The following is a 22,705-nucleotide window of genomic DNA, read 5'->3' as shown; positions in this document are numbered from 1 at the left end:
GACGCCTCAATTCCTTTCAATTCGAACGAAGGAGGCGCCGATGCGCACGCTTTTATACGCTCTTGTTTCAGCAACGGTCGTGGCCTTGTCCGGGCCGGCCTTGGCCAAGGACAAGCTCACCGTCTACACCTATGATAGCTTCACCGCCGACTGGGGTCCGGGTCCCGTGGTGAAGAAGGAGTTCGAGGCCGAATGCGGCTGCGATGTAGAGTTCGTCTCGGTCGCCGACGGCGTCGCGCTGCTCAACCGCGTCAGATTGGAAGGCGCGTCGACCAAGGCCGATATCGTGCTTGGCCTCGACACCAATCTCACCGCCGATGCCAAGGCGTCAGGCTTGTTCGCGCCGCATGGCGGCGTAACTGATGTCAACGTGCCGGGTGGCTGGAGCGACGATACTTTTGTCCCCTTTGACTACGGATATTTCGCCGTCGTCTACGACTCCGAGAAGCTGAAGAACCCGCCGAAAAGCCTGAAAGAACTGGTCGAGGGCAGTGCCGATGACAAGATCGTCATCCAGGATCCGCGCACCTCCACGCCGGGCCTCGGTCTGCTTCTGTGGGTCAAGTCGGTCTATGGCGACAAGGCGCCCGAGGCCTGGGCCAAGCTCAAGGCGAAAGTGCTGACCGTGACGCCGGGCTGGAGCGAGGCCTATGGGCTGTTCACCAAGGGCGAGGCGCCGATGGTGCTGTCCTACACGACGTCGCCGGCCTACCACATGGTCGCCGAGAAGACAGAGCGCTATCAGGCAGCGTCGTTCGAGGAGGGCGAGTATTTGCAGATAGAAGTCGCGGGTATCACCACGGCGGGGGCCAAGAACCCGCTGGCGGCCAAGTTCATCGCCTTCATGACCGGGCCGAAATTCCAGGATGCCATCCCCGAGACCAACTGGATGTTCCCGGCCGGCAAGACCGACAAGCCGCTCAATCCGGCCTTCGACAAATTGGTCAAGCCGACCAAGACCTTGCTGTTCAGCCCCGACGAGGTCGCCGCCAACCGCAAGGCCTGGGTCGATGAGTGGCTGGCGGTGATGAGCAAGTAGGCTTGCGAGTTCTTTTGATGTTCGCGCCACTCCACCCCCCTCTGGCCTGCCGGCCATCTCCCTCTCAAGGGGGGAGATTGGCAGTGTCGTTGCTGGTTATAGTCCGGCAACGTTGGAGACTAGCGGAAGCATGGGTGGCGGCCGATCTCCCCCCTGGAGGGGGAGATGTCCGGCAGGACAGAGGGGGGCGCCAAGGAACGCAATCCTTTGTAATTGCCGCGATGGAAAGAATGGTGGTCCAGCGTGCAACGCGCGTCTGACCCCCGCATCACCGCTGGCACCCTCGCGCTCGCTGCAATCGCGCTGCTGATCGGCGGCGCGTTTGCCGGCCTGCTTTTCGAGGGCGCCCATGATTTCTCGGGCGCCTGGGCAGCCTTAGATCCCTATCTGCTTCGCGTCATTCGCTTCACGCTCTGGCAAGCGGCGCTCTCGACGCTGCTTTCGGTCATCCCGGCGCTGTTCGTGGCGCGCGCTCTGTCGCGACATCCACGTTTCTTCGGTCGCGCCTTCATCCTGCAGATATTCGCCGTGCCGTTGGCGCTGCCGGCTATTGTCGCAGCACTCGGCATCCTGGCGCTTTATGGCCGTGCCGGCTATTTCGCCGGCGTGTTTGCTGTGATCGGCGGGGGAAGCTGGCCGGGCATCTATGGCCTGTCCGGCATCCTCGTCGCCCATGTCTTCTTCAACCTGCCGCTGGCGACGCGGCTGTTCCTCGAGGCGCTGCAGACCATACCGGCCGACCAATGGCGGTTGGCGAGCCAGCTCGGCATGGCGGCGCGGCCGGCGTTCCGGCTGATCGAATGGCCAACGCTGCGCGCCGCACTGCCCGGCGTCGCCGGGCTGGTGTTCATGCTCTGCATCACATCCTTCACCATCGTGCTGACGCTCGGCGGCGGGCCGGCCGCGACGACGCTTGAGGTCGGCATCTACCAGGCGCTGCGCTTCGATTTCGATCCCGCGCGGGCCGTTACACTGACGCTGTTGCAGATCGCCTTGACCTTTATCGTTGTGCTGGCCCTGACGCGCCTGGGCGCCAATGTGGTCGGCGACACCAATTTGCCGGTCGCGCAACGCCGCTATCTCTCGGTCAATCGGAGCGAGACCTGGTTGAACGCGCTAGTCATCATCCTGGCGCTGCTGTTCGTCGTTGGGCCGATGGCGGCAACCGTGGTGGCCGGGTTGGGTGCGGACCTCGGCCGTTTGGCCAGCGAGGCCACCGTCCGGCAGGCAACGCTGACCAGCGCAGCGCTCGCCTTCCTGTCGGCGCTGCTTTCGGTGATGCTGTCGCTGGCGCTGACCATGGCGCGGCGGGCACTGGCGCTGAACCGCCGTGCCGGCGCAAAGACACTGCTCGAACGCGCCACCGATACAGGCGCCGGTTTTGTCCTTGTCGTGCCGCCGATCGTCGTCGGCGCTGGCTGGTTCCTGTTGCTGCGCCATGTCGGCGATGCCTTCGCCATCGCCCCGGTCATGGTCGTCACCGTCAATGCGGTGATGGCGATGCCGTTCGCCCTACGCGCCGTGCGTCCCGCCTATGATGCGGCGAGCGAGCGTCACGAACGGCTCTGCGCACAGCTCGGCATTGCGGGCTGGAACCGGCTGATGCTGGTCGACTGGCCGTCGCTGCGGCGACCGCTCGCCACGGCCTTCGCTTTCGCCATGGCGCTGTCGCTCGGCGATCTCGGTGTCATTGCCCTGTTCGGCAGTGATTCCGTGCAGACATTGCCCTACCTTCTTCTGGCACGGATGGGCAGCTACCGCACCGAGGATGCCGCCGGCCTGGCACTGCTGCTCGGCTTCGTCTGTCTCGCGTTGATCGTGGCGGCGCACTGGCTGGGAAGGGAGAAGGTCCGCGATGCGTGAGAGGGCGGCCAACAGGCTCGAAAAGGGCGCGCCGGTGCGGCTAGACAATGTGTCGTTCAGTTATGGCAGCTATGGCGATGCGCCACTTGTCTTCGACGTCGAGTTCGCCACGGCGAAGATCACCGCCATCATGGGTCCGAGCGGTTCGGGCAAGTCGACGCTGCTCAATCTGGTCGCCGGCTTCGAGACCCCACAATCGGGCCGCGTGCTGATCGGCGGGGCCGATGTCAGCGCCGAGCCGGCCTCGGCGCGGCCGGTGTCGATGGTGTTCCAGGAGAACAATCTCTTCGCGCATCTTTCCGTCGAGCAGAATGTCGGGCTCGGCCGCTCGCCCTCCCTGGGACTGACCGAGGCGGACCGCGTCGCGGTCGCCGAGGCGCTTGCGCGCACCGGTCTCGCGGGCAAGGAGAAACGCCTGCCGCGCGAGCTCTCCGGGGGCGAACGCCAGCGCGTCGCACTGGCCCGCGTGCTGGTGCGCGACCGACCGGTGTTGCTGCTCGACGAGCCCTTCGCTTCGCTCGGACCCGCTTTGCGCGACGAGATGCTGGATCTGGTTGCTGCCGTTCATGCCGAACGCGTCATGACGGTGCTATTTGTCACCCACCAGCCCGAGGATGCACGCCGCATCGGCGAGCACATGGTGTTTGTCGACAATGGGTTGGTGGCCGCAACCGGCAAGGCTGATGATTTCTTTACCGGGGCTGGTCCGGAGGCGTTCCGGCGCTATATCGGCGCGGGTGCTGGATATTCCACATCACGCGATGTTGCCCGGAAGCGGACATAATTTACGGTCAAACCGGCTCCAGGCGATGTGGCGTTTGCTTGCCATGACCGGGGGAGTGTGGCTAGGTCGCCCTACCGGTCCGGCACAGGCCGTGATTTGCCTGCAGTATCCGCCGCCCGCCCTAAGGGACGGGCACGGATGCTGCAGCAGTTTGAGATAGCGCATGACACGTTCCGAAGATCGCCCCCGATTTTCGTGGTCATGCGCCGGGACCCGAAAGGAAGCCGTTCTGGCGATCGGCGCTAACACATTGGGAATGAAACCGCTGGCGCGTTTTCTCGCGCTGGCCGGTTTTGCCGTGGCGTTGGCAAGCTGCCAGATGTTCACGCCGCCGGAAGTTCAGGAATCCGGCTTCCAGCCTTCCGACAAGCCGATCACGGTGGACAATGTCGGCGCCAACAACAAGCTCGCCGAATTGGCCAAGGCGCAGCACCCGCGCATCCTGGCGACTTATGGCGGTGAATATTCCGACCCCAAGCTCGAACGCATGGTCGCCAAGGTGGTCGGTAGTTTGACGGTGGTGTCCGCCAACCCGACACAGACCTATCGCATCACCATTTTAAATTCGCCCAACGTCAACGCATTCGCGCTGCCGGGCGGCTATCTCTACATCACCCGCGGCCTCCTGGCGCTGGCCAATGATTCGGCCGAGCTTGCCGCCGTCATCGCGCATGAGATGGGCCACGTCACCGCCAATCACGGCCTGCAGCGCCAGCAACTGGAGGCCGAGGAAGGCCTGGCCACCAAGGTGGTTTCGGACGTGCTCGGCGACAGCCCGACCGCCAAGGCGGCGTTGATCCGTGGCAAGCTGAGGCTGGCGCAATTTTCGCGCAACCAGGAGCTGGAAGCCGACGCCATCGGCATCAAATCGATCGGCCAGGCCGGCTACGATCCTTTCGCCGCAGGCCGCTTCCTTCAATCGATGTCGGCCTATACCGATTTCCGCTCGATCAGCGGCGCCACCGATGCCAGCCTGGACTTCCTGGCCACGCACCCCAACACGCCGCAGCGCATCGATCTGGCGCAGCGCCATGCCCGCCAGTTCGGCGCGCCGGGCGTCGGCACGCGCGACCGCGATTCCTTCCTCGCCGGCATAGACGGCCTGCTCTATGGCGACACACCCGAGGAAGGCTATGTGCGCGGCGAAACCTTCCTGCACCCGGGCCTTGGCGTGTCGTTCACGGTGCCGGACGGCTTCATCATCGACAATTCGGCGGCAGCGGTGACGGCCACCGGCCCCGGCGACATAGCGATCCGTTTCGATGGCGTTTCCATCGACAAGAACCGAGCGCTGACGGACTATATCCGCAGCGGCTGGGTGGCTGGTCTCGTCGACAGCAGCGTCAAGCAGGAAACCATCAACGGCAATGAGGCGGCGACCGCGCATGCCGGCGCCGAAGGCTGGCAGTTCGACATTGCGGTCATCCGCGCCGGCGGCCAGGTCTACCGGCTGCTGACCGCGGCCCCTTCCGCCAGCACGTCGCTGGACACGATCGCCCGCTCGGTCAGCGGCTCGTTCCGGATTTTGAGCGCTGCCGAAAAGGCGGCGCTGAAGCCGCTGCACATCCGCGTCGTCACCGTCCAGCCAGGGCAGACGATGGGTTCGCTTTCGGCGCAGATGGTCGGCGTCGACCGCAAGCTCGACCTGTTCCGCGTCCTCAATGCGCTGTCGCCCGGTGCCGCGGTTTCGGCCGGCGACAAGGTCAAGATCGTCACCGACAAGTAGGCGCCGCTGGACGCCTGCCGCCGTTCAGGCGGCAGTCGCGATGAACTCCGGATTCTGCTTCACCAATGCGACCTTGAGCTTTTCCATGGCGCGGGCCTCGATCTGGCGGACGCGTTCCTTGGAGATGCCGAGCGTTTCGCCGAGCGCTTCGAGTGTCGCGCCCTCGTCGTTCAGCCGCCGTTCCTCGATGATCCTCAGCTCCCGTGCGTTGAGCGCGCGAAGCGCCTCCCTCAGCCAGAGCGAGCGGCGCGCGACATCGATCTTGTCGCCGACGACCTCGTCGGGCAGCGGATCGTCCGAAATCAGGAAATCCATGCGCTCGGTCGAACCCGCATCGTCGGCAATAGGCATGTTGAGCGAGGAGTCGGGCGCCGAGAGCCGCGAATCCATCATCGCCACATCGGCTTCGGAGACGCCAAGCGCCTCCGACACCTCGCGATAGAGCGTGGCGTTGGAGAGCGGCTCCGTGCCATTCGCCAACCGCGCGCGCAGGCGTCGCAAATTGAAGAACAGCGCCTTCTGGGCCGAGCTGGTGCCACCACGCACGATAGACCAGTTGCGCAGGATATAGTCCTGCATCGAGGCGCGAATCCACCATGTCGCATAGGTCGAGAACCGCACCTCGCGCTCCGGCTCGAAGCGGGCGGCGGCCTCGAGCAGTCCGACATGACCCTCCTGAACCAGGTCGCCGAGCGGCAGGCCGTAATGGCGGAATTTGGACGCCATGGAAATGACCAGCCGCATATGGGCGACGGTGATGCTGTGCAGCGCGTTCTGGTCGTTGTCCTCTTTCCAGAGCAATGCAAGCCGATGCTCTTCGTCACGCTCGAGGTAGGGAGCCTTCATTGCCGCGCGGACCATGATCCGTCCTGCCGTGTCTTCCATCATGAGGCGCTCCCTGGGTGGTGCGGATGACTTTGCAAACTTGGCTGGCGCCCGGGTTGAAATGGCGGCGTCGTGCCCTACAACAGCCAGAACTGCCATGCGCGGGAAAGGTTCCGCGACCGTGGCAGCGGGATTGTGTTGCCTGAAGGATTCCCAGGACGGTTCGTGATGGCTGCGATGACGAGCAGAAAGTGCCATTTGGAGAATTAGGTTTCATAAACCGGTTGTTTTTGAAATTCTGTTCCTTATTTTTTCGGCTTGCATCTGTCAGCTTCCAGCGCTCACAAATATGCCGGCCAGCCGGCCAAGGACGGGATCACAGAAAAATGAAATGGCTCAAGTCGCTCATCATCGCCGGAACGCTGCAGGCCCTGGCTGTCACTGCAGGCCATGCCGGCGCCAATCTCGACCAGATCAAGCACGCCGGTGTCATCAAGGTCGGCACGGAAGGCACCTATGCGCCGTTCACCTACCATGACACGTCCGGTGCACTGGTCGGCTTCGACGTCGAAATCGCCAAGGCGATCGCCGACAAGCTTGGCGTCAAGGCCGAGTTCCTCGAAGGCAAGTGGGATGGACTGATCGCCGGCCTCGACGCCAATCGCTACGATGCCGTTATCAATCAGGTCGGCATCACCGACGCCCGCAAGGCAAAGTACGACTTCTCCGATCCCTACATCGCCTCCAAGGCGGTGCTGATCGTGCGCGGCGACAACACCGACATCAAGAGCTTCGCCGATCTCAAGGGCAAGAAGTCGGCGCAGTCGCTGACCTCGAATTTCGGCAAGCTGGCCGAAACGAACGGCGCCGAACTGGTCGGCACCGATGGCTTCGACCAGTCGATCCAGCTGCTTCTGACCGGCCGCGCCGACGCCACGATCAATGACAGTCTGTCGTTCCTCGACTTCAAGAAGCACAAGCCCGACGCCAATGTGAGGATCGCCGCGCAAGAGGAAAACGCCGACTATTCCGGCGTCATCGTGCGCAAGGGCGACCCGGAGCTGGTCGCCGCGATCAACAAGGCGCTGGCCGATATCAAGGCCGACGGCACCTACAAGAAGATCTCCGACACCTATTTCGGCCAGGACGTTTCGAAGTAATCCGGGAGGCGGGCCGGTCCGCCGCCCATGAGACTATCGAGCGGCGAGCCGTCTTTGACGGCCCGCCGCTTTTGTCGTGATATGGCCGACGCATTCTTGCTTTGACCAAGTTGCTTCGACCAATCTGGAGGGTCTTACGTGCCGCACTGGCTGCAACTGATGCTGGAGTCGCTGCCTTCGCTCCTGTGGGCGGCGCTGATCTTCACCGTGCCGCTGACGCTATTGTCCTTTGCTCTCGGCTTGACGGTCGGCCTGGGTGCTGCACTCGCCCGGCTGTTCGGCCCCAAGCCGCTGGTCGCGCTGGTGCGCTTCTATGTCTGGATCTTCCGCGGTACGCCGCTCCTGGTGCAGCTGTTCCTCATCTTCTACGGCCTGCCGTCGGTCGGGATCCTGCTCGACGCCTTCACGGCGGCGCTGATCGGCTTTACCTTGAACATCGGCGCCTACACGTCGGAAATCATCCGCGCGGCCATAGGCTCGGTGCCGAAAGGCCAGTGGGAAGCCGCCTATTCGATCGGCATGACCTGGGGCCAGGCGATGCGGCGCACCATTCTGCCGCAAGCCGGCCGGGTCGCGGTGCCGCCGCTCTCCAACACCTTCATCTCGCTGGTCAAGGACACGTCGCTGGCCGCCGCCATCACCGTGCCGGAGATGTTCCAGGCGGCGCAGCGCATCGTCGCCACCACCTATGAGCCGCTGATCCTCTATGTCGAGGCGGCGATCCTTTATCTGGCGCTGAGTTCGGTGCTGTCGGCCTTGCAGACGCGGCTGGAGATCCGGCTCAACCGCTATGGCGGCTTCCTGGAGGCACGCTCATGATCGGCCTCAGCAACATCGAAAAGCGCTTCGGCGACAATCTCGTGTTGAAGGGCGTGACAGTCACCATTGCCGAAGGCAGCGTCACGGCGCTGGTCGGACCTTCGGGCGGGGGGAAGAGCACCCTGCTGCGCTGCATCAACCTCCTGGAGATTCCGACTTCGGGCACGGTGCGGATCGGCGACGAGACGCTCGAATTCCACCCCGGCGGCAGGGTTCCGGCCAGGGATATCCAGCGCCTGCGGCTGCAGACCGGCATGGTGTTTCAGAATTTTCAACTGTTTCCGCATCGCACCGCGATCGAGAATGTCATGGAAGGGCTGGTGACGGTGCTGAGATGGCCGCCTGAGAGGGCACGCGAGCGGGCGCTGGCTTTGCTGGAGAAGGTGGGGATGGCGCACAAGGCCGACGCTTGGCCAGCGACCTTGTCGGGCGGCCAGCAGCAGCGCGTGGCGATCGCCCGCGCGTTGGCGCCGTCACCGAAAGTGCTGCTCTGCGACGAGCCGACTTCGGCGCTCGACCCGGAACTGGCGCAAGAGGTGGTCGACGTGCTTGGCAAGCTCGCCAGCGAAGGCACGACCATGGTGATGGCGACGCATGATCTGCGCCTCGCCTCCAAGATCGCCCAGGAAGTGGTGTTCCTCGATGCCGGTCTCGTCGTCGAGAAGGGACCGGCCGCGGTGCTGTTCAACAATCCGGAGCAGCAACGGACCAAGCGCTTCATTGCGACGCTGAAGCAGGAGGCTGAGAAGGAAGGCGGCGGCGCGTAAGCGCGCGGCCCAGAGTGTGTTGAATTCGGGTGATGGCCCCAGCCGCGGCTTTTCATTTGCAGGTTCAGATATGATGGCTGACGAGCGCCACGCCAAGTCCGATGAGGATCGAACCGCATGTCTTGGGGATCACCCATCCGGCGCCGCCGCCAGTGAACCGGCCAACGGCGAGCGAGGCGATGCCGACCGCCGCCAGGTCGGCCATCGAGAAGATGAGATTGACGACGATGCCGAGGATGAGGAATTGCAACCCTACGGCAATGGCGGCTGACGGGTCCACGAACTGCGGCAGGAAGGTCAGGAAGAACAGTGCCGTCTTGGGATTGAGGATCTCGACGACCATGCTGTCGCGAAATGTGTTCGGCGCCGGCCTGGCACCGTCCTCGCCCATCCGGTTCCAGCCCAGGAACATGGCAAGGCCCAACGAAATAAGATATATGGCGCCCGCCAATCGGATCATCGAGAAAGCGACCGGCGCGTGTTCCATCAGTGCGGCGAGCCCGACCGCCGCGGCCAGGATGTGCACGTAACAGCCGAGATGAACACCCAGTGCCGCCATCAATCCCGCCTGACGGCCATGGGCCAGCGTTTGCGCGGTCATGTAGAGAATCGCCGGCCCTGGCATGCAGGCGAAGGCGAGCGTTGCGAGGGCGAACGGAATCCAAAGATCCAGCGACGGCATGACGGCTCCTCCCATGTGATCAAGCCGTGGGAGGAGTAGGCTGGGGGTCAGGCCGAAAACATACGGCAGATGCCGTATTTGGATCGTGATCGGGCTTGGCTAATCTGCCGATGGTTAAGGGGACGTTGCGGGGTTGCCCATCGTCGCGGCTGCGATGTCAGCCGGCGGGCAATCCCAGACGAACCGCGTAGGCGGTCAGTTCGGCGGTGTTGTGGAGATTGAGCTTGCCCATCAGGTTTTCGCGATGCTTGCGAGCGGTCGGCAGGCTGATCCCCAACCGTTCGGCGATGTCGCGCGTGATCATGCCTTGCGCCACCAGTTGAAGGATCTGCCGTTCGCGCCGCGTCAGCGGCACCGGGGAGAGGATTTCCTGTGCGGCTATCGGCTCGCTGCCCCTGCCCATATCGCTGACGGCGAAGCGAACGGTTTTCGCCAGATATGTGCCTCCGTTCTTGACCGCTTCGATGGCGGCGCCAAGTTCCTCGGGATCGCCGTCCTTGGTCAGGTAGGCGTTGGCCCCGGCACTGAGCGCGGCGCGCACCGTCCTCGGCTCGATATTGGCCGTCAGCACCACGATCCGCAGGCGTGGCGCCAAGGTCCTGATGGTGGCGATGAACTGCATCCCGGCGACACCTGGCATGCCGAGGTCGAGGATCAAAAGGTCGGCGCGCGTGCTTCGCAGCTGGCCAAGCAGCGCCTCGCCATCCGCAGCCTCGGCGACGACCGAGACATTGTCCATTGCCGAGATGAGCAGCTTCAGCCCCTCGCGCACGATGGCATGGTCGTCGGCGAGTATGGCGGTGAGCGGGCGATTCATCAGGGCACCATCCAGGACTGCAGCGGCGTATATGGATCGATCGCCAATCTATGCGAAACAGGTTGCCGGTAGATCAACGGTACCGGGGAAGACCGCCCGGAGAATACTTGGGGCAATTGGAGGGCTTCGATGCAGGAAGACAAGATACGCCAGGCCCTGATCGAACTCTTGTATCGCAATTCCTACGGCGTGGTCATCTCCAACATCGTGATCTCGATGGCGGCGGTCTATGTGCTGAGAACGGCCGTTTCCACCAATTGGCTGATCGGCTGGCTAGCGGCGCTGTATCTGCTGACGGCTATCCGGGTGCTGGCGTCGCGCCGTTTTTTCAGCCGCGCCCGGGATCGCCACTCGATCTTGCGCTGGGCATGGCTGGCTACGGCGTTTTCCTGCATGTCGGGCCTTCTGTGGGGTGTGCTTGGCTGGGTCGGCTTCATGCCCGAGGCGCCGATCGTGCTGTCCTTCACGGTCATTGTCCTAACTGGTCTCGTCTGCGGCACGGTGCCGTCTCTGTCGGCCTTTCCGCCGGCGCTGGTTGGTTCCATCCTGGCAACGGTGGTGCCGGTCGCCCTTCGCTGCCTGACCACCCAAAGCGATATTTCCGGCGCCTTCCTGTTCCTGCTCGCATCGCTGGTGGCGATCAATTTCTACTACTGCCGTATCACCTACCGCATGCTGCGCGAAACCGTCAGCCTGCGATTGGAGAACGAAACGCTGGTCGAGCATCTGCAAGAGGAACGCGACAGGGCGCAGACCGCCGACCGTGCCAAGACGCGTTTTCTGGCGGCGGCGAGTCACGATCTGCGCCAACCGATCCATGCCCTGAGCCTGCTGGTCTCGACGCTTGCCGTTTTGGGGCAGCGCGGCGACGTACCCTCCGGCGAGGCGCGCGAGCTGGCCAGCCGAGCGAAATCGGTTGTCAGCAACTTCAGTGGGCTGCTCAACGCTTTGCTCGATATCTCCCGGCTCGATGCGGGCATCGTCACGGTCGCGAGCGAGGCGGTGCCGCTGCGCGACCTCTTTGGTGATCTTCGCAATGAATTCGCCGCCGAGGCGAAACAGCGCGGACTTAGGTGGCGCGTGGTCGACAGCGGCCTCTACGTCGACAGCGACCCGATGATGCTGAAGCGCATTCTCAACAACCTGGTGTCGAATGCCTTTCGCTACACCAAGCAAGGTGGTGTCCTGCTGGGCTGTCGCCGGCGCGGCGCATGTGTGGAGATACAGGTCCTGGACAGCGGCCCCGGCATCCCCGCCGATCAGCAGGGGATGGTCTTCGAGGAGTTCGTGCAGTTGCAGAACCCGGCGCGGGACCGCACGCAAGGCCTGGGACTCGGGCTCGCCATCGTTCGCCGCACCGCCGAACTGTTGGGGCACCCCCTGAAATTGGCTTCGACATCCGGACGCGGTTCCCTGTTTTCCATCACCGTCGCGAAGGCCGGCGCGGTGCAAGCTCGCTTAGCGGTCGACACGACATCGCCGGTCAGCAGTGCCGCGGGCATCATCGTGGTCGAGGACGAGGGCGATGTTCTCGATGCCATGGTGCGCTTGCTCAGCCTGGAGGGACATCGTGTCTATCCCGGCCGCTCCGCCGGAGAGGCGCGGAAGGCCCATGCGGCGGCGCTGGCTGCCGGCGATGCGCCGGTCGACCTGATCATCGCAGACTACCGTCTCGAGAATGATACCACCGGCACCGACGCGATCCGTGCGCTTCACGCCCATATCGGCCGCGTTGTCCCGACCATCATCATCACCGGCGATACCTCGCCTTCGCGCCTCAAGGAGATCAGCGCCAGCGGCAGCCGCATCCTGCACAAGCCGATCGCCGACGAGGAATTGCGCGAAACCATTGCTGCGGTCTGCTTTGCTGGCAAGGCGACAAGTGGGGACAAACGTTAACCGAAAACGCGCGCTGGACGGCCCGGAGCGCGCCAGCAAGCCGCGATGCAGCACGCTGGTGCGCAGTACATCATCAACATCGAAGCCGCCGCCCGAAAGCAAAAGAGGCCCCAGTCAAACCGGAGCCTCCAATCGTTTCAGGCAGGATCTCTCGAATCAAAGGCGAGAAGGATCAGGCAGCTTCTTCCTGCTCGGCCTCTTCATTGTCGGCCTTGGCGCCACGCTTAGGGCCCTTGTTGAGGTTGACCTCGATCAAGCGCACGGCTTCGGTTTCCGACATGCGGTTGACGGCCGCGATCTCGCGGGCCATGCGGTCGAGCGCCGCCTCATAGAGCTGGCGCTCGGAATAGGACTGCTCCGGCTGGTTGTCGGCGCGGTAGAGGTCGCGCACGACTTCCGAGATCGAGATCAGGTCGCCCGAATTGATCTTCGCATCATATTCCTGGGCGCGGCGCGACCACATGGTGCGCTTGACGCGGGCGCGGCCCTGCACGACCTTCAGCGCGCGCTCGACATAATCCTCTTCCGACAGCTTGCGCATGCCGATGGAGGTCGCCTTGGCAACCGGAACCTTCAGGCGCATCTTGTCCTTCGAGAAGTCGATGACGAACAGTTCCAGCTTGTGTCCAGCAACTTCCTGCTCGTCGATCGAGACGATCTGGCCGACGCCGTGCGCCGGGTAGACGATGTATTCGCCGGTCTTGAAACCGTGACGCGCAGCGGTGGACTTCTTCTGCGGGGTGATCGTTGCCATTACGCCCTGAACTCCTTGTTGTGGCACCGGCGTCCTGCCGGTCCGAACTCGCGCGATCGGGGAAGCCGATCGTTAGCCGCACAACAGATGAACCCATCGGAAAAGCCGGACCGGCAAACGCGACATTGCGACCGCCTGGCCCAGATCGCTCTGGTCCGAATGGGATTTTCACCTTTCAGTGATTTGGGGCGTCTGCGCCATAAATCGACGTTGTGTCACCGGCATATTTCGCTGATGTAACACAAAAAGTCGGAAGAATCAAGGTTTTGCTGCACAAGCGAAGGCCACAGGCCAGCGCCGCCTGTCAAGCCGGTTAATGCGACGTGCCTGTTACCCAGCGTAATACCGGCCTTTGCGGCCGTGTTGTCAATCGCCTTCGCCGGGCTCTGCCGAGAAGTATTTCTCGAACTTGCCGGCCTCGCCGTCGAAGGATTTGGCGTCGGCCGGCGGTTCCTTCTTGGCGGTGATGTTGGGCCATTTGTCGGCGTATTCGGTGTTGACCTGCAGCCATTTGTCGAGGCCGGGTTCGGTGTCAGGCTTGATCGCGTCGGCCGGGCATTCCGGCTCGCAAACGCCGCAGTCGATGCACTCGTCGGGATGGATGACGAGCATGTTCTCGCCTTCGTAGAAACAGTCGACCGGACAGACTTCGATGCAGTCCATGTATTTGCATTTGATGCAATTGTCGGTCACGACATAGGTCATCGGTCGGCTCCGGGACGTCCCATTTTGTTGGGCTTTTTCCGTCAGGTAACGCCTTTGTCGACCGCTTGCAAGGGTAGCCATTGCGGACGGTGCCGGTGTTTCCGGAATGGAATTCCAGACTGCAGGCCCGGCGGAAGTCAGTCATGTCCCGCAGAGCGTCTGTTTGCCGGGCTCAGTTCTCGTCTCAGGCGTGCCGTTGTCCCAAAACCGCTGCGTGTTTTTGGACGCCAGGCATCAGTCTTCGCCGAGCAATCGGTCGGTCTGGCGACGTTCCTTCTTGGTCGGGCGGCCGCTGCCGGCCTCGCGCAGCCCCGGAATTGCATCGGGAGGGGCTTCGCCCTTCGGTGCGGGCGGTGGCGACATATCCTCGTAGAGCGTACGGGCCTCCTCGGCCGGGCCGCGCCGCGTACCGGCGCCGAGCACCTTCCAGATGAAGATGCGCCGCTCGAGCGTGATGGTCAGGACGTCGCCTGGCTTGACCTGATCGGAGGCCTGCGCTGCTTTGTCGCGATTGATGCGAACGCGGCCGGCGACGACCAGTTTTGCCGCCAGCGAGCGCGATTTCACGGCGCGTGAGAAGAACAGCCATTTGTCGATGCGCTGGCGGCCTTCGGCAACCATCGAAGCGAGCCGGGTTCTACTTCTTCAACTGGTCGCGCAATGCGGCGAGCTTCGCGAAGGGCGAATCCGGATCGAAACGCACCGGGCGCTCCTCGCGCGGCTTCGGCTGGAAGGCCGGCTTGCCGCCTTGCGGACCACCTTTGGCATCCGGCCTGCCACCCTTCCAGTCGGGACGACCCTCGCGGCGGTCGGGACGCTCGCCCTGCGCCCTGCCGTCACGCCGCTGTTCGCCTTCGGCCTGCGGCTTGGGTTTGAATTTCGAGCGGTCGAAGCGCGGCTTGCCGGCACCATCGCGCCGTCCTTCATGGGCCGGACGTTCTCCGGGTGCAGCTACGGCCGGTGCGCCGGCGGTATCCACGGGTGCATCGCTTCGGCCGCGCGCTTGTCCGTTGCGTGGGCGATTGTTCCTGCGGCTGTCGTCGCGGTTGCGCGGCCGCTGTTCGAAGCGGCCCTGCCGCCACAACAGGATGGGTTTTGGCGCTTCGGCCTCCGGAGCGGGTTCGCCGGCGGCTGCTTCAGTCACCGCCACAGGTTCGTCCGGCGCGGCGTCCGTTGCCGGCGCGGCATTTGACACCAACTCGGCCGTTGCGGCTTCTTCTGCCGCTGCAACTTCGATCTCGGCAGTCTCAGTCTCTGCCTGCGGTTCAATCGGCGCCGGTTCGGCGACGTCGGGCGCAGCCTCGGCTACAGGCGCTTCGTCTTGCACGGTTTCGACAGGAGCGTCCGCCTGTTCTTCCACGGCAGGCGCAGCAGGTTCAGCCGCGGCGTCGGAGGTGATTTCGGCGGGAATTTCGGCCGCGGTTTCCGAAACGGCCACTGCGTCCGATGCCGGCTCCGATCCTTCGACCGCTGCCTCTGCTGCGGCATCCGTTGCCGCGGCTTCCGCCGCTTTGGCCTGCTCGGCTCGTGCAGCTTCTTCCGTCGCAAGCTTCGCCACCGCCGCTTCGCGCGCGGCATTGTCCTGTGCTTCGAGCCGCGCCTTGACCTCGACGGCCGGCTTCGGCTCGGCACGATAGCCGAGACCCTTGAGGATTTCTTCCATGTCGTCGGCGGTGGCGCCGAGGATCGACATCATCGGCGGCGTCACCATGAAGGACTGGCCGTCATAGGCGCCGTCCGGGCGCTGGCCGAGGCCGGGCTTCCAGTTGGTCGCCGGACGGATCAGATCCGCCAGCCGTTCCAGTATGTCGATGCGCACGGCGCGACGGCCGAGATTGCGGTAGCCGGCAAGCTTGTAGAACGTCTTGTCGAAAGCAGGGTCGATCACCACCGAGGTGCGACCCGAGGCGAGCGCATGGACCACGTCGCCAAAGCCCGGCTTGTCCTTGCCGTCGTTCTTCAGCGCCCACAGCAATGTCACCAGCCCGGCAGGCGCCGGCTTGATCAGCGCCGGCACGAAGACATGGTAGGCGCCGAAGCGCACGCCAAGCCGGCGAAGGGCGGCGCGGCCTTCCTGGTCGAGCGACTTCATCTCCTCGGCGATGTCGCGGCGGTTGATGAGGCCGAAATTCTCGACCAGCTGGAAGGCGATGCCGCGGCCGATGCCGGAAATCTGGTCGGCGTTCCTGAGATCGACCAGCGGCTTCAGCAGCGACTCGATCTGGAAATTGACGAATCGCTCTGCACGCGCGGCGACCTTGTCGCGCGCCGGGCCGGTCAGCTGTTCGTCGGCCAGCAGCACCAGCCGCGGCTTCAGCGCGTCTTCGCCTGATACCAGCGTGCCGATCGGCGCGCCGATCCAGCGCAGCGTGCCGTCCGAGCCAAGCGCAATGTCGCCATTGGCCGAGGCGCCAAAGCGTTCGGCGCGAGCCTCGAACTCGGCGGCCAGCGCCTTCTGGGCGGCGGTGCGCACCGCCTTGGCGTCTTCACCGCCGGCGGTCTGGTCCGCGGTGAAGCGGAACCCTTGCAGCTCGCCGACATGATGGCCTTCGACAAGGACGGTTCCGGTAGGACTAATTTCGGCTTCAGGCATGGTATTTTCTCTAAGGCGCCGCATGAGGACGGAAGTCCTGCGGTCTACGAAGCGTTTCGTCAACCGCTCATGCAGCGCATCCGACAATCTGTCTTCGATTTCGCGCGTCTTTTCCTGCCAGTGTGCCTGATCGGCCAGCCAGCCGGGCCGGTTCGACACGAATGTCCAGGTGCGGATCTGGGCAATGCGATGCGACAGCGTGTCGATATCGCCCTCGGTGGTATCGGCGCGGCGCACCTGCTCGGCCATGTAATTCTCGTCGACATGGCCGTGGCGTGCCAGGTCCGTGTAAATGGAAGCGATGAGGTCGGCATGCTGCGCCGGCGCGATCCTGCGGTAGTCGGGCAGCGCGCAGGCTTCCCACAGCAGCGCCACGCGCTTGGCATTGGTGGTGAGTGCGCGAATGTCCTCGTCGCGCGACAGATGCTCGAGCGCCTGTGCATCGACGGCAGGCAATGCCCGCGTCAGTCCCTCGACGGGGGCGTTGGTCTCGATCGAGCGCTTCAGCGCGTCGAGGCTGGCGAAGTCGAAATGCGCGGTGCGCCACTGCAGCACCTTCACCGGATCGAAATCATGGCCTTCGATCTTCTTGATCAGCTCTTCGTCCAGCGGGTCGACCTGGCCAGTGACGCCGAAGGTGCCGTCGCGCAGATGCCGGCCGGCGCGGCCGGCGATCTGGCCGAGCTCGGCCGCGGTCAGGTTGCGATACTGGAAGCCGTCGAACTTGCGGTTCTGGGCGAAGGCGACGTGGTCGAGATCGAGGTTGAGACCCATGCCGATGGCATCGGTGGCGATGAGGTAGTCGACATCGCCGGACTGGAACAGCGCCACCTGGGCGTTGCGGGTGCGCGGCGAGAGCGCGCCGAGCACGACGGCGGCACCGCCCTGCTGGCGGCGGATCAGCTCGGCGATGGCGTAGACCTCGTCGGCGGAAAAGGCGACGATCGCCGTGCGCCGCGGCAGGCGGGTCAGCTTCTTGGAGCCGGCATAGGCAAGATGCGACAGCCTCGGCCGCGTCACCACCGAGACACCCCTCAGCAGGCGCTGCAGAATGCCATGCATGGTGGCTGCACCGAGCAGCAGCGTTTCCTGGCGGCCGCGCAGATGCAGGATGCGGTCGGTGAAGATGTGGCCACGCTCGAGGTCGCCGGCGAGCTGCACTTCGTCGATGGCGACGAAGGCGGCGTCGGTCTCGCGCGGCATGGCCTCGACAGTGCAGACCGAATATCTGGCGCCCGGTGGCTGGATCTTTTCCTCGCCGGTAATCAGCGCGACCTTGTGGGCGCCAACCTTTTCGCAGACGCGGGCGTAGACCTCGCGCGCCAGAAGCCTGAGCGGCAGGCCGATGATCCCACTCTCATGCGCCACCATGCGCTCGATGGCGAGATGGGTCTTGCCGGTGTTGGTCGGCCCGAGCACAGCGGTCACGTCGCGGCCCGACAGGATCAGCGGCTCTGTGTGTTTGGGCTGGATGTTCATCAACCTAGAATAAGGCTTCCGGGACCTGGAGATAAGGCTTCTGGCCTCTGGTTGTCGGGAGCGTGCCTCAAATGGCGCGTATGACAGGCGACACATAGGGATTTCGGGCGCGAAGCGAAAGCGGAATGTTCCGTCGGCGGCGAGAAGGTGGTTTTGTCAAGCTTTCAATCGGCTGCGGATTAACGGATAGAACGAGTCTGGAACGAATCGGCGACGAATCAGTGACTCCTGCAGATTCAGCTTTTGTTCACGGCTACATGTGGATTTCGCGACCGCGAGTCGCACCACATGCTGAATCGCTGAACTGGCCCGTTTGATGCTAAGAGGGCGTTGCCGTTAACCTTTGCCTGGAAACAATCACGGTGGCTTGGCGCGCCTCGACCAACATTATGAAATTGTTGATCTTTCTTAACCTGCGTTAAGCAGTTGGGCAGGCGATTCCGGCTGTCGTCGTTAACGTTCAGCTCATAGCCGGAACGAATCGGCGATGGCGTAATTTTCCCGATTTGTTCACCCTAATATCTTGTGTTGTGAACAGTTTATCCACCGAGAATCCACAGGTTGCCAGGGAGCTTTTGCACAGGGCTGCTGCCGGCTGTTAACCTTCGCGTGCCGAATTGGGTCAGCTACGGTCGCGAGCACGTCAAAGGGACCGTGCCGGAAACGGGCCGGTGTGCCGGCCCGTCGATCTCCTACATCGCCACGTCGTCAGGCGAAGTATTGGCCACCGTTGGCCGTGATGGTCGAGCCGGTGATGAAGCCGGCATCTTCGGATGCGAGGAAGACGACGCAGCGCGCGATCTCTTCCGGTTCGCCGAGGCGGCCGACGGGGATTTGCGGGATGATGCGGTCGTTGAGCACCCTCTCGTCGATCGCCTTGACCATCTCGGTGGCGATGTAGCCAGGGCAGATGACGTTGACGGTGATGCCCGCGCGAGCTCCCTCTTGAGCGAGGGCTTTGCTGAAACCGATGTCGCCAGCCTTCGCGGCGGAATAGTTGACCTGGCCGGCCTGGCCTTTCTGGCCGTTGATCGACGAGATGGTGATGACGCGGCCGAACTTGCGGTCGCGCATGCCGCTCCACAGCGGATGCGTCATGTTGAAGACGCCGGACAGGTTGGTGTCGATGACCTCTTTCCACTGCTCGCGCGTGATCTTGTGGAACATGGCGTCGCGGGTGATGCCGGCATTGTTGACCAGCACCGAGACCGGGCCGAGATCGGCCTCGACCTGCTTGATGCCGGCCGCGCAGGAATCATAGTCGGCGACCGACCATTTGTAGACCGGAATGCCGGTCTCGGCCTTGAATTTCGCCGCTGCGGCGTCATTGCCGGCGTAGTTCGCGGCAACCGAATAGCCGACGGTCTTCAATGCGATCGAGATCGCCGCCCCGATGCCGCGCGATCCGCCTGTGACGATTGCTACCTTGGTCATGCATTTCCCCTTTTTTTGATACCGCCCTGTTGTCGGGCTTGGCAGGCACTGGATACAGAACGGGCGGCTCGCGCCGCCCGGTTAGTGAGTTCTTCAGAGTGCTTCGATACACATGGCGACGCCCATGCCGCCGCCGATGCACAGGGTAGCGAGACCCTTCTTGGCGCCGCGCCGGCGCATCTCGAAGACCAGCGTGTTGAAGACACGGGCGCCGGAAGCACCGATCGGGTGGCCGATGGCGATGGCGCCGCCATTGACGTTGACGATCGAGGGGTCCCAGCCCATGTCCTTGTTGACGGCGCAAGCCTGCGCGGCAAAGGCCTCGTTGGCCTCGACCAGGTCGAGATCGCCGACCGACCAGCCGGCCTTTTCCAAGGCCTTGCGCGATGCTGGGATCGGGCCGGTGCCCATGATCTGCGGATCGACGCCGGCGGTTGCCCAGGACACGATGCGTGCCAGCGGGGTGATGCCGCGCCTCACCGCTTCCGCCTCGCTCATCAGCAGCGCGCCGGCGGCACCGTCATTGATGCCGGAGGCGTTGGCGGCGGTCACCGTGCCGTCCTTGTCAAAGGCCGGCTTCAGCTTGGTCATGGCGTCGAGCGTGGCGCCATGGCGGATGTATTCGTCCTGGTCGACAATGGTGTCGCCCTTCTTGCCCTTGAGTGTGACGGCGACGATCTCGTCCTTGAACTTGCCGGCCTTTTGCGCGGCCTCGGCCTTGTTCTGCGAAGCCAGCGCAAACTGATCCTGGTCTTCGCGGGTGATCTGGAACTGACGTGCCACGTTTTCGGCGGTGTTGCCCATGTGATAACCGTTGAAGGCATCCCACAGCCCGTCCTTGATCATGGTGTCGATCAACTTGAAATCGCCCATCTTGACGCCGGCGCGCAGGTGCTGGGCATGGGTCGAAAGCGACATCGATTCCTGGCCGCCGGCGACGATGACCTTGGCATCGCCGGTGGCGATCTGCTGCATGCCGAGCGCAATGGCACGCAGGCCCGAGCCGCAAACCTGATTGAGGCCCCAGGCTGTGGTTTCCTTGGGCAAGCCAGCATTGATCGATGCCTGGCGGGCCGGGTTCTGGCCTTGCGCGGCGGTCAGCACCTGGCCGAGGATGACCTCGTCGACCTCGCCTGGTTCGACACCGGCACGTGACAGCAATTCCCTGATGACAACGGCACCGAGCTCATGCGCCGGGGTGGCGGCAAAGGCGCCGTTGAAGGAGCCGACCGGCGTGCGCGCCGCGCTGGCAATGACGATGGAAGCGGACATTTTCTTCTCCAGACTTCAAGGGTGTCGTTCTGTCGTTAGGGACTTTTCTTGCCCTTTCCCAACCCCAAGTCAAACCGGAAATAGGCAGGGCGCCCATGCGCCGCAAGCAGGTCGTGCCTTGCCATGGCGGCCATTCGTCCATTGCTGCGCAGCATATTTTGCCTGCTATGCAGCATTTAGTGATCCCGCACTGCACAAACTGCTTGGAATTGTGAAGCTTTTGCGCATATCCTCAAAAAAAAGGCACAATCGTTATCGGCGGCTTGCTCAGAGGCGCGCCGGTGTCCCCGGGAGGATGTAGATGGCCGCTAAAGACGATCCGATCATCATCAAGAAATACGCCAATCGCCGCCTCTACAACACCGGCACCAGCACCTATGTGACGCTCGAGGACCTCGCCGAGATGGTCAAGAAGGGCGAGGAGTTCACCGTCCAGGACGCCAAGACCGGCGACGACATCACGCATCCGGTGCTGACCCAGATCATCTTCGAACTGGAGAACAAGGACGGGCAAAACATGCTGCCGATCCCGTTCCTGCGCCAGCTCATCGCTTATTACGGCGACCAGATGCAGATGATCGTGCCGAGCTTCCTCGAACAGTCGATGCTCGCCTTTTCCAAGGAGCAGGAGCGCTTTCGCGAGCAGATGAAGGGGGCGATCGGCAAGTCGCCGCTCGACATGATGAAGATCACCACGCCGATCAAGGCGCTGGAGGAACAGACACGCCGCAACATGGAAATGTTCCAGAATGCGATGCGGCTGTTCACGCCGTTCCCGCCCGCCGGCACCGCGCCGGCCGCTGCGCCGTCGCCCGAGCCGGCCAGGAAGGAAACACCTGACAAGCCCGACGATCTTCAGGAACTGAAGGACCAGATCGCGGCCATGCAGCGCAAGCTCGACACGATGTCCTGAGCTTAGCGCTCTTGCGATCTTACGGCAGCACGCCCTCATAGCGGCCGCGCGGCCTGATGACACTTCGGCTTGTTATCTGTTCGACCGTGTGCGCTGCCCAGCCGACGCTGCGTGCGAGCGCAAACAGGCGGAACGGCGTATCGCGCGGCAAGCCAAGACTGCGCGTCAGCGCGGCCAGCCCAAAGTCGATGTTGGGAAGCGCGCCGGTCGCCGCAAAGGCAGCGTCGCGCAGCGACGATAGTGTGCCGTCAACCTCGATCACCGACAGAAGCGCTGCCCCTCGGGGGTCGCCGTCGGGATAGAGCTGATGACCGAATCCCGGCAGCGGCCGGTCATGGCTGAGCCAGCGCCGAATCGCCGCATCGGCGCCATGCCGCGCCGCATCCTCGGCCAGTTGCATCACCGCCTCGCCGGCGCCGCCATGGCGAGGACCGGACAGCGTCGCGAGCCCAGCCAGCAGGCAGGCGGCCAGCGGCGCGCCGGTCGAGGCTGCGACGCGCGCAGCGAAGGTGGACGCGTTCAGTTCATGATCGGCAAGCAGGACAAGCGCGCGGCGGATCGCATCGGCGCCGCCGGCATCCACCGACCAGGCCTGTGCCAGCCGCTGATGGACGGGATCCGGTCCTGCCGGTGCGCCCAGCGCGCCGGCCAGCACGCCGACCGCGTGCGCGGCGTCGGCATGCAGCGAGGCGGCGCTGCGCCCAAGTGACGGGCGCCCCTGGCCGGCAAGCACGGCAAGTTGCGCAAAAGCCGAGGCCCGGCCGGCTTGATGGGGCGCGTCCGGCGATGGTGCTTCGAAAGCCACCGGTTCCGGCAGAGCCCAGAGAACGGCGGCGGCTTCTTCCAGTGTGGCGTGCCCGGAGAGCACCGCGGCGTCCTGTCCGCGATAGATGAGCCGACCGTGCGAGACGGTCGAGATCGCCGTTGCGATCGAGGGCTCGCCCCAGGCAATGGCGCTTTCAGCGATGGCTGATGGGCTCCGTCCGCGCGCCCTCCGCGTTGCCAGCGCTTCTATATCGTCGGCACGATACTGGCTGCGGCGCGGATCGGCGCGGTCGGGCCGCATGCCGATGCGCCCACGGCTGACATAGGCGTACAGCGTCTGCGCCCGCACCTTAAGCCTCTCCAGCGCTTCTTCCCTGGACAACCACTCGGACATATCGAACCCTGATAT

At 63.9% G+C, this 22,705-nt stretch carries 19 protein-coding genes; 9 read left to right on the top strand and 10 right to left on the bottom strand.

The window, feature by feature from the left end; genetic code table 11:
- Positions 1-40: 40 nt before the first annotated feature.
- The 4 genes from thiB to NKI69_RS20950 all read left to right on the top strand — a co-directional run bounded on the left by thiB (position 41) and on the right by NKI69_RS20950 (position 5,412).
- Positions 41-1,039 (top strand): thiamine ABC transporter substrate binding subunit, encoded by a 999-nt coding sequence (gene thiB / locus NKI69_RS20965; protein ID WP_352722472.1) that lies wholly within the window; start codon positions 41-43, stop codon positions 1,037-1,039.
- A 243-nt stretch (positions 1,040-1,282) separates the two neighbouring features.
- Positions 1,283-2,902: a thiamine/thiamine pyrophosphate ABC transporter permease gene (thiP, locus tag NKI69_RS20960; protein WP_352722471.1), complete on the top strand. Its 1,620-nt coding sequence runs from the start codon at positions 1,283-1,285 to the stop codon at positions 2,900-2,902.
- A complete protein-coding gene (gene thiQ, locus NKI69_RS20955; protein WP_352722470.1) occupies positions 2,895-3,686 on the top strand; it encodes a thiamine ABC transporter ATP-binding protein in 792 nt (263 codons plus the stop codon). Before thiP ends, thiQ begins: the two co-directional genes overlap by 8 nt.
- A gap of 256 nt (positions 3,687-3,942) precedes the next feature.
- Positions 3,943-5,412: a M48 family metalloprotease gene (locus tag NKI69_RS20950; RefSeq protein WP_352722476.1), complete on the top strand. Its 1,470-nt coding sequence runs from the start codon at positions 3,943-3,945 to the stop codon at positions 5,410-5,412.
- 24 nt (positions 5,413-5,436) lie between these two features.
- Here NKI69_RS20950 and NKI69_RS20945 read toward each other — a convergent pair whose 3' ends face one another.
- A complete protein-coding gene (locus NKI69_RS20945; protein ID WP_352722469.1) occupies positions 5,437-6,300 on the bottom strand; it encodes an RNA polymerase factor sigma-32 in 864 nt (287 codons plus the stop codon).
- Between the two features lie 323 nt (positions 6,301-6,623).
- Here NKI69_RS20945 and NKI69_RS20940 point away from each other — a divergent pair, with 323 nt between their 5' ends.
- The 3 genes from NKI69_RS20940 (at position 6,624) to NKI69_RS20930 (ending at position 8,983) form a co-directional block, all read left to right on the top strand.
- Positions 6,624-7,397: an amino acid ABC transporter substrate-binding protein gene (locus tag NKI69_RS20940; protein ID WP_128305517.1), complete on the top strand. Its 774-nt coding sequence runs from the start codon at positions 6,624-6,626 to the stop codon at positions 7,395-7,397.
- A gap of 138 nt (positions 7,398-7,535) precedes the next feature.
- The gene (locus NKI69_RS20935; protein ID WP_031213968.1) at positions 7,536-8,216 is read left to right on the top strand and encodes an amino acid ABC transporter permease; all 681 of its coding nucleotides are present in this window, start codon (positions 7,536-7,538) and stop codon (positions 8,214-8,216) included.
- The gene (locus tag NKI69_RS20930; RefSeq protein WP_352722468.1) at positions 8,213-8,983 is read left to right on the top strand and encodes an amino acid ABC transporter ATP-binding protein; all 771 of its coding nucleotides are present in this window, start codon (positions 8,213-8,215) and stop codon (positions 8,981-8,983) included. Before NKI69_RS20935 ends, NKI69_RS20930 begins: the two co-directional genes overlap by 4 nt.
- Before the next feature lie 64 nt (positions 8,984-9,047).
- Here NKI69_RS20930 and NKI69_RS20925 read toward each other — a convergent pair whose 3' ends face one another.
- Entirely contained in the window at positions 9,048-9,665 is a 618-nt protein-coding gene (locus NKI69_RS20925) for a LysE family translocator (protein WP_352611411.1), read from the bottom strand.
- Between the two features lie 157 nt (positions 9,666-9,822).
- Entirely contained in the window at positions 9,823-10,482 is a 660-nt protein-coding gene (locus tag NKI69_RS20920) for a response regulator (RefSeq protein WP_128305518.1), read from the bottom strand.
- 129 nt (positions 10,483-10,611) lie between these two features.
- Between NKI69_RS20920 and NKI69_RS20915 the strand changes: the two genes are divergently transcribed.
- Positions 10,612-12,381 carry a hybrid sensor histidine kinase/response regulator gene (locus NKI69_RS20915; RefSeq protein ID WP_352722467.1) on the top strand — a complete coding sequence of 590 codons (1,770 nt, stop codon included), beginning with the start codon at positions 10,612-10,614 and terminating at the stop codon, positions 12,379-12,381.
- A gap of 172 nt (positions 12,382-12,553) precedes the next feature.
- Here the strand turns inward: NKI69_RS20915 and NKI69_RS20910 are convergent, their stop codons facing one another.
- The 6 genes from NKI69_RS20910 to NKI69_RS20885 form a co-directional block, all read right to left on the bottom strand.
- Positions 12,554-13,135: a CarD family transcriptional regulator gene (locus NKI69_RS20910; RefSeq protein WP_013529179.1), complete on the bottom strand. Its 582-nt coding sequence runs from the start codon at positions 13,133-13,135 to the stop codon at positions 12,554-12,556.
- 366 nt (positions 13,136-13,501) lie between these two features.
- Complete coding sequence (fdxA, locus tag NKI69_RS20905) at positions 13,502-13,840, bottom strand: ferredoxin FdxA (protein WP_023699302.1); 339 nt, start codon at positions 13,838-13,840, stop codon at positions 13,502-13,504.
- Between the two features lie 234 nt (positions 13,841-14,074).
- Complete coding sequence (locus NKI69_RS20900; protein ID WP_127297242.1) at positions 14,075-14,461, bottom strand: RNA-binding S4 domain-containing protein; 387 nt, start codon at positions 14,459-14,461, stop codon at positions 14,075-14,077.
- Positions 14,462-14,477: 16 nt separating this feature from the next.
- On the bottom strand, positions 14,478-17,912 hold the full coding sequence (locus NKI69_RS20895) for a helicase-related protein (RefSeq protein ID WP_352722466.1): 3,435 nt from the start codon (positions 17,910-17,912) through the stop codon (positions 14,478-14,480).
- Between the two features lie 708 nt (positions 17,913-18,620).
- Positions 18,621-19,346, bottom strand: a complete 726-nt coding sequence (gene phbB / locus NKI69_RS20890; RefSeq protein ID WP_023814310.1) for an acetoacetyl-CoA reductase — start codon at positions 19,344-19,346, stop codon at positions 18,621-18,623.
- 93 nt (positions 19,347-19,439) lie between these two features.
- Positions 19,440-20,618, bottom strand: a complete 1,179-nt coding sequence (locus tag NKI69_RS20885) for an acetyl-CoA C-acetyltransferase (RefSeq protein ID WP_128305521.1) — start codon at positions 20,616-20,618, stop codon at positions 19,440-19,442.
- 301 nt (positions 20,619-20,919) lie between these two features.
- Here NKI69_RS20885 and phaR point away from each other — a divergent pair, with 301 nt between their 5' ends.
- Positions 20,920-21,531, top strand: coding sequence for a polyhydroxyalkanoate synthesis repressor PhaR (gene phaR, locus NKI69_RS20880; protein WP_023814312.1), 612 nt, complete (start codon positions 20,920-20,922; stop codon positions 21,529-21,531).
- Between the two features lie 19 nt (positions 21,532-21,550).
- Here phaR and NKI69_RS20875 read toward each other — a convergent pair whose 3' ends face one another.
- Complete coding sequence (locus NKI69_RS20875) at positions 21,551-22,690, bottom strand: citrate/2-methylcitrate synthase (protein ID WP_352722465.1); 1,140 nt, start codon at positions 22,688-22,690, stop codon at positions 21,551-21,553.
- Positions 22,691-22,705 lie beyond the last annotated feature (15 nt).

This window comes from Mesorhizobium sp. M0491, assembly GCF_040321265.1.
Lineage (GTDB): Bacteria > Pseudomonadota > Alphaproteobacteria > Rhizobiales > Rhizobiaceae > Mesorhizobium.
This window is presented reverse-complemented; position numbering and strand designations above follow the sequence as displayed.

Coding starts and splice junctions, on each gene's coding strand:
- thiB (WP_352722472.1), top strand. CDS start 41: ATGCGCACGCTTTTATACGCTCTTGTTTCAGCAACGGTCGTGGCCTTG.
- thiQ (WP_352722470.1), top strand. CDS start 2,895: ATGCGTGAGAGGGCGGCCAACAGGCTCGAAAAGGGCGCGCCGGTGCGG.
- NKI69_RS20950 (WP_352722476.1), top strand. CDS start 3,943: ATGAAACCGCTGGCGCGTTTTCTCGCGCTGGCCGGTTTTGCCGTGGCG.
- NKI69_RS20945 (WP_352722469.1), bottom strand. CDS start 6,300: ATGATGGAAGACACGGCAGGACGGATCATGGTCCGCGCGGCAATGAAG.
- NKI69_RS20940 (WP_128305517.1), top strand. CDS start 6,624: ATGAAATGGCTCAAGTCGCTCATCATCGCCGGAACGCTGCAGGCCCTG.
- NKI69_RS20930 (WP_352722468.1), top strand. CDS start 8,213: ATGATCGGCCTCAGCAACATCGAAAAGCGCTTCGGCGACAATCTCGTG.
- NKI69_RS20925 (WP_352611411.1), bottom strand. CDS start 9,665: ATGCCGTCGCTGGATCTTTGGATTCCGTTCGCCCTCGCAACGCTCGCC.
- NKI69_RS20920 (WP_128305518.1), bottom strand. CDS start 10,482: ATGAATCGCCCGCTCACCGCCATACTCGCCGACGACCATGCCATCGTG.
- NKI69_RS20915 (WP_352722467.1), top strand. CDS start 10,612: ATGCAGGAAGACAAGATACGCCAGGCCCTGATCGAACTCTTGTATCGC.
- NKI69_RS20910 (WP_013529179.1), bottom strand. CDS start 13,135: ATGGCAACGATCACCCCGCAGAAGAAGTCCACCGCTGCGCGTCACGGT.
- fdxA (WP_023699302.1), bottom strand. CDS start 13,840: ATGACCTATGTCGTGACCGACAATTGCATCAAATGCAAATACATGGAC.
- NKI69_RS20900 (WP_127297242.1), bottom strand. CDS start 14,461: ATGGTTGCCGAAGGCCGCCAGCGCATCGACAAATGGCTGTTCTTCTCA.
- NKI69_RS20895 (WP_352722466.1), bottom strand. CDS start 17,912: ATGAACATCCAGCCCAAACACACAGAGCCGCTGATCCTGTCGGGCCGC.
- phbB (WP_023814310.1), bottom strand. CDS start 19,346: ATGACCAAGGTAGCAATCGTCACAGGCGGATCGCGCGGCATCGGGGCG.
- NKI69_RS20885 (WP_128305521.1), bottom strand. CDS start 20,618: ATGTCCGCTTCCATCGTCATTGCCAGCGCGGCGCGCACGCCGGTCGGC.
- phaR (WP_023814312.1), top strand. CDS start 20,920: ATGGCCGCTAAAGACGATCCGATCATCATCAAGAAATACGCCAATCGC.
- NKI69_RS20875 (WP_352722465.1), bottom strand. CDS start 22,690: ATGTCCGAGTGGTTGTCCAGGGAAGAAGCGCTGGAGAGGCTTAAGGTG.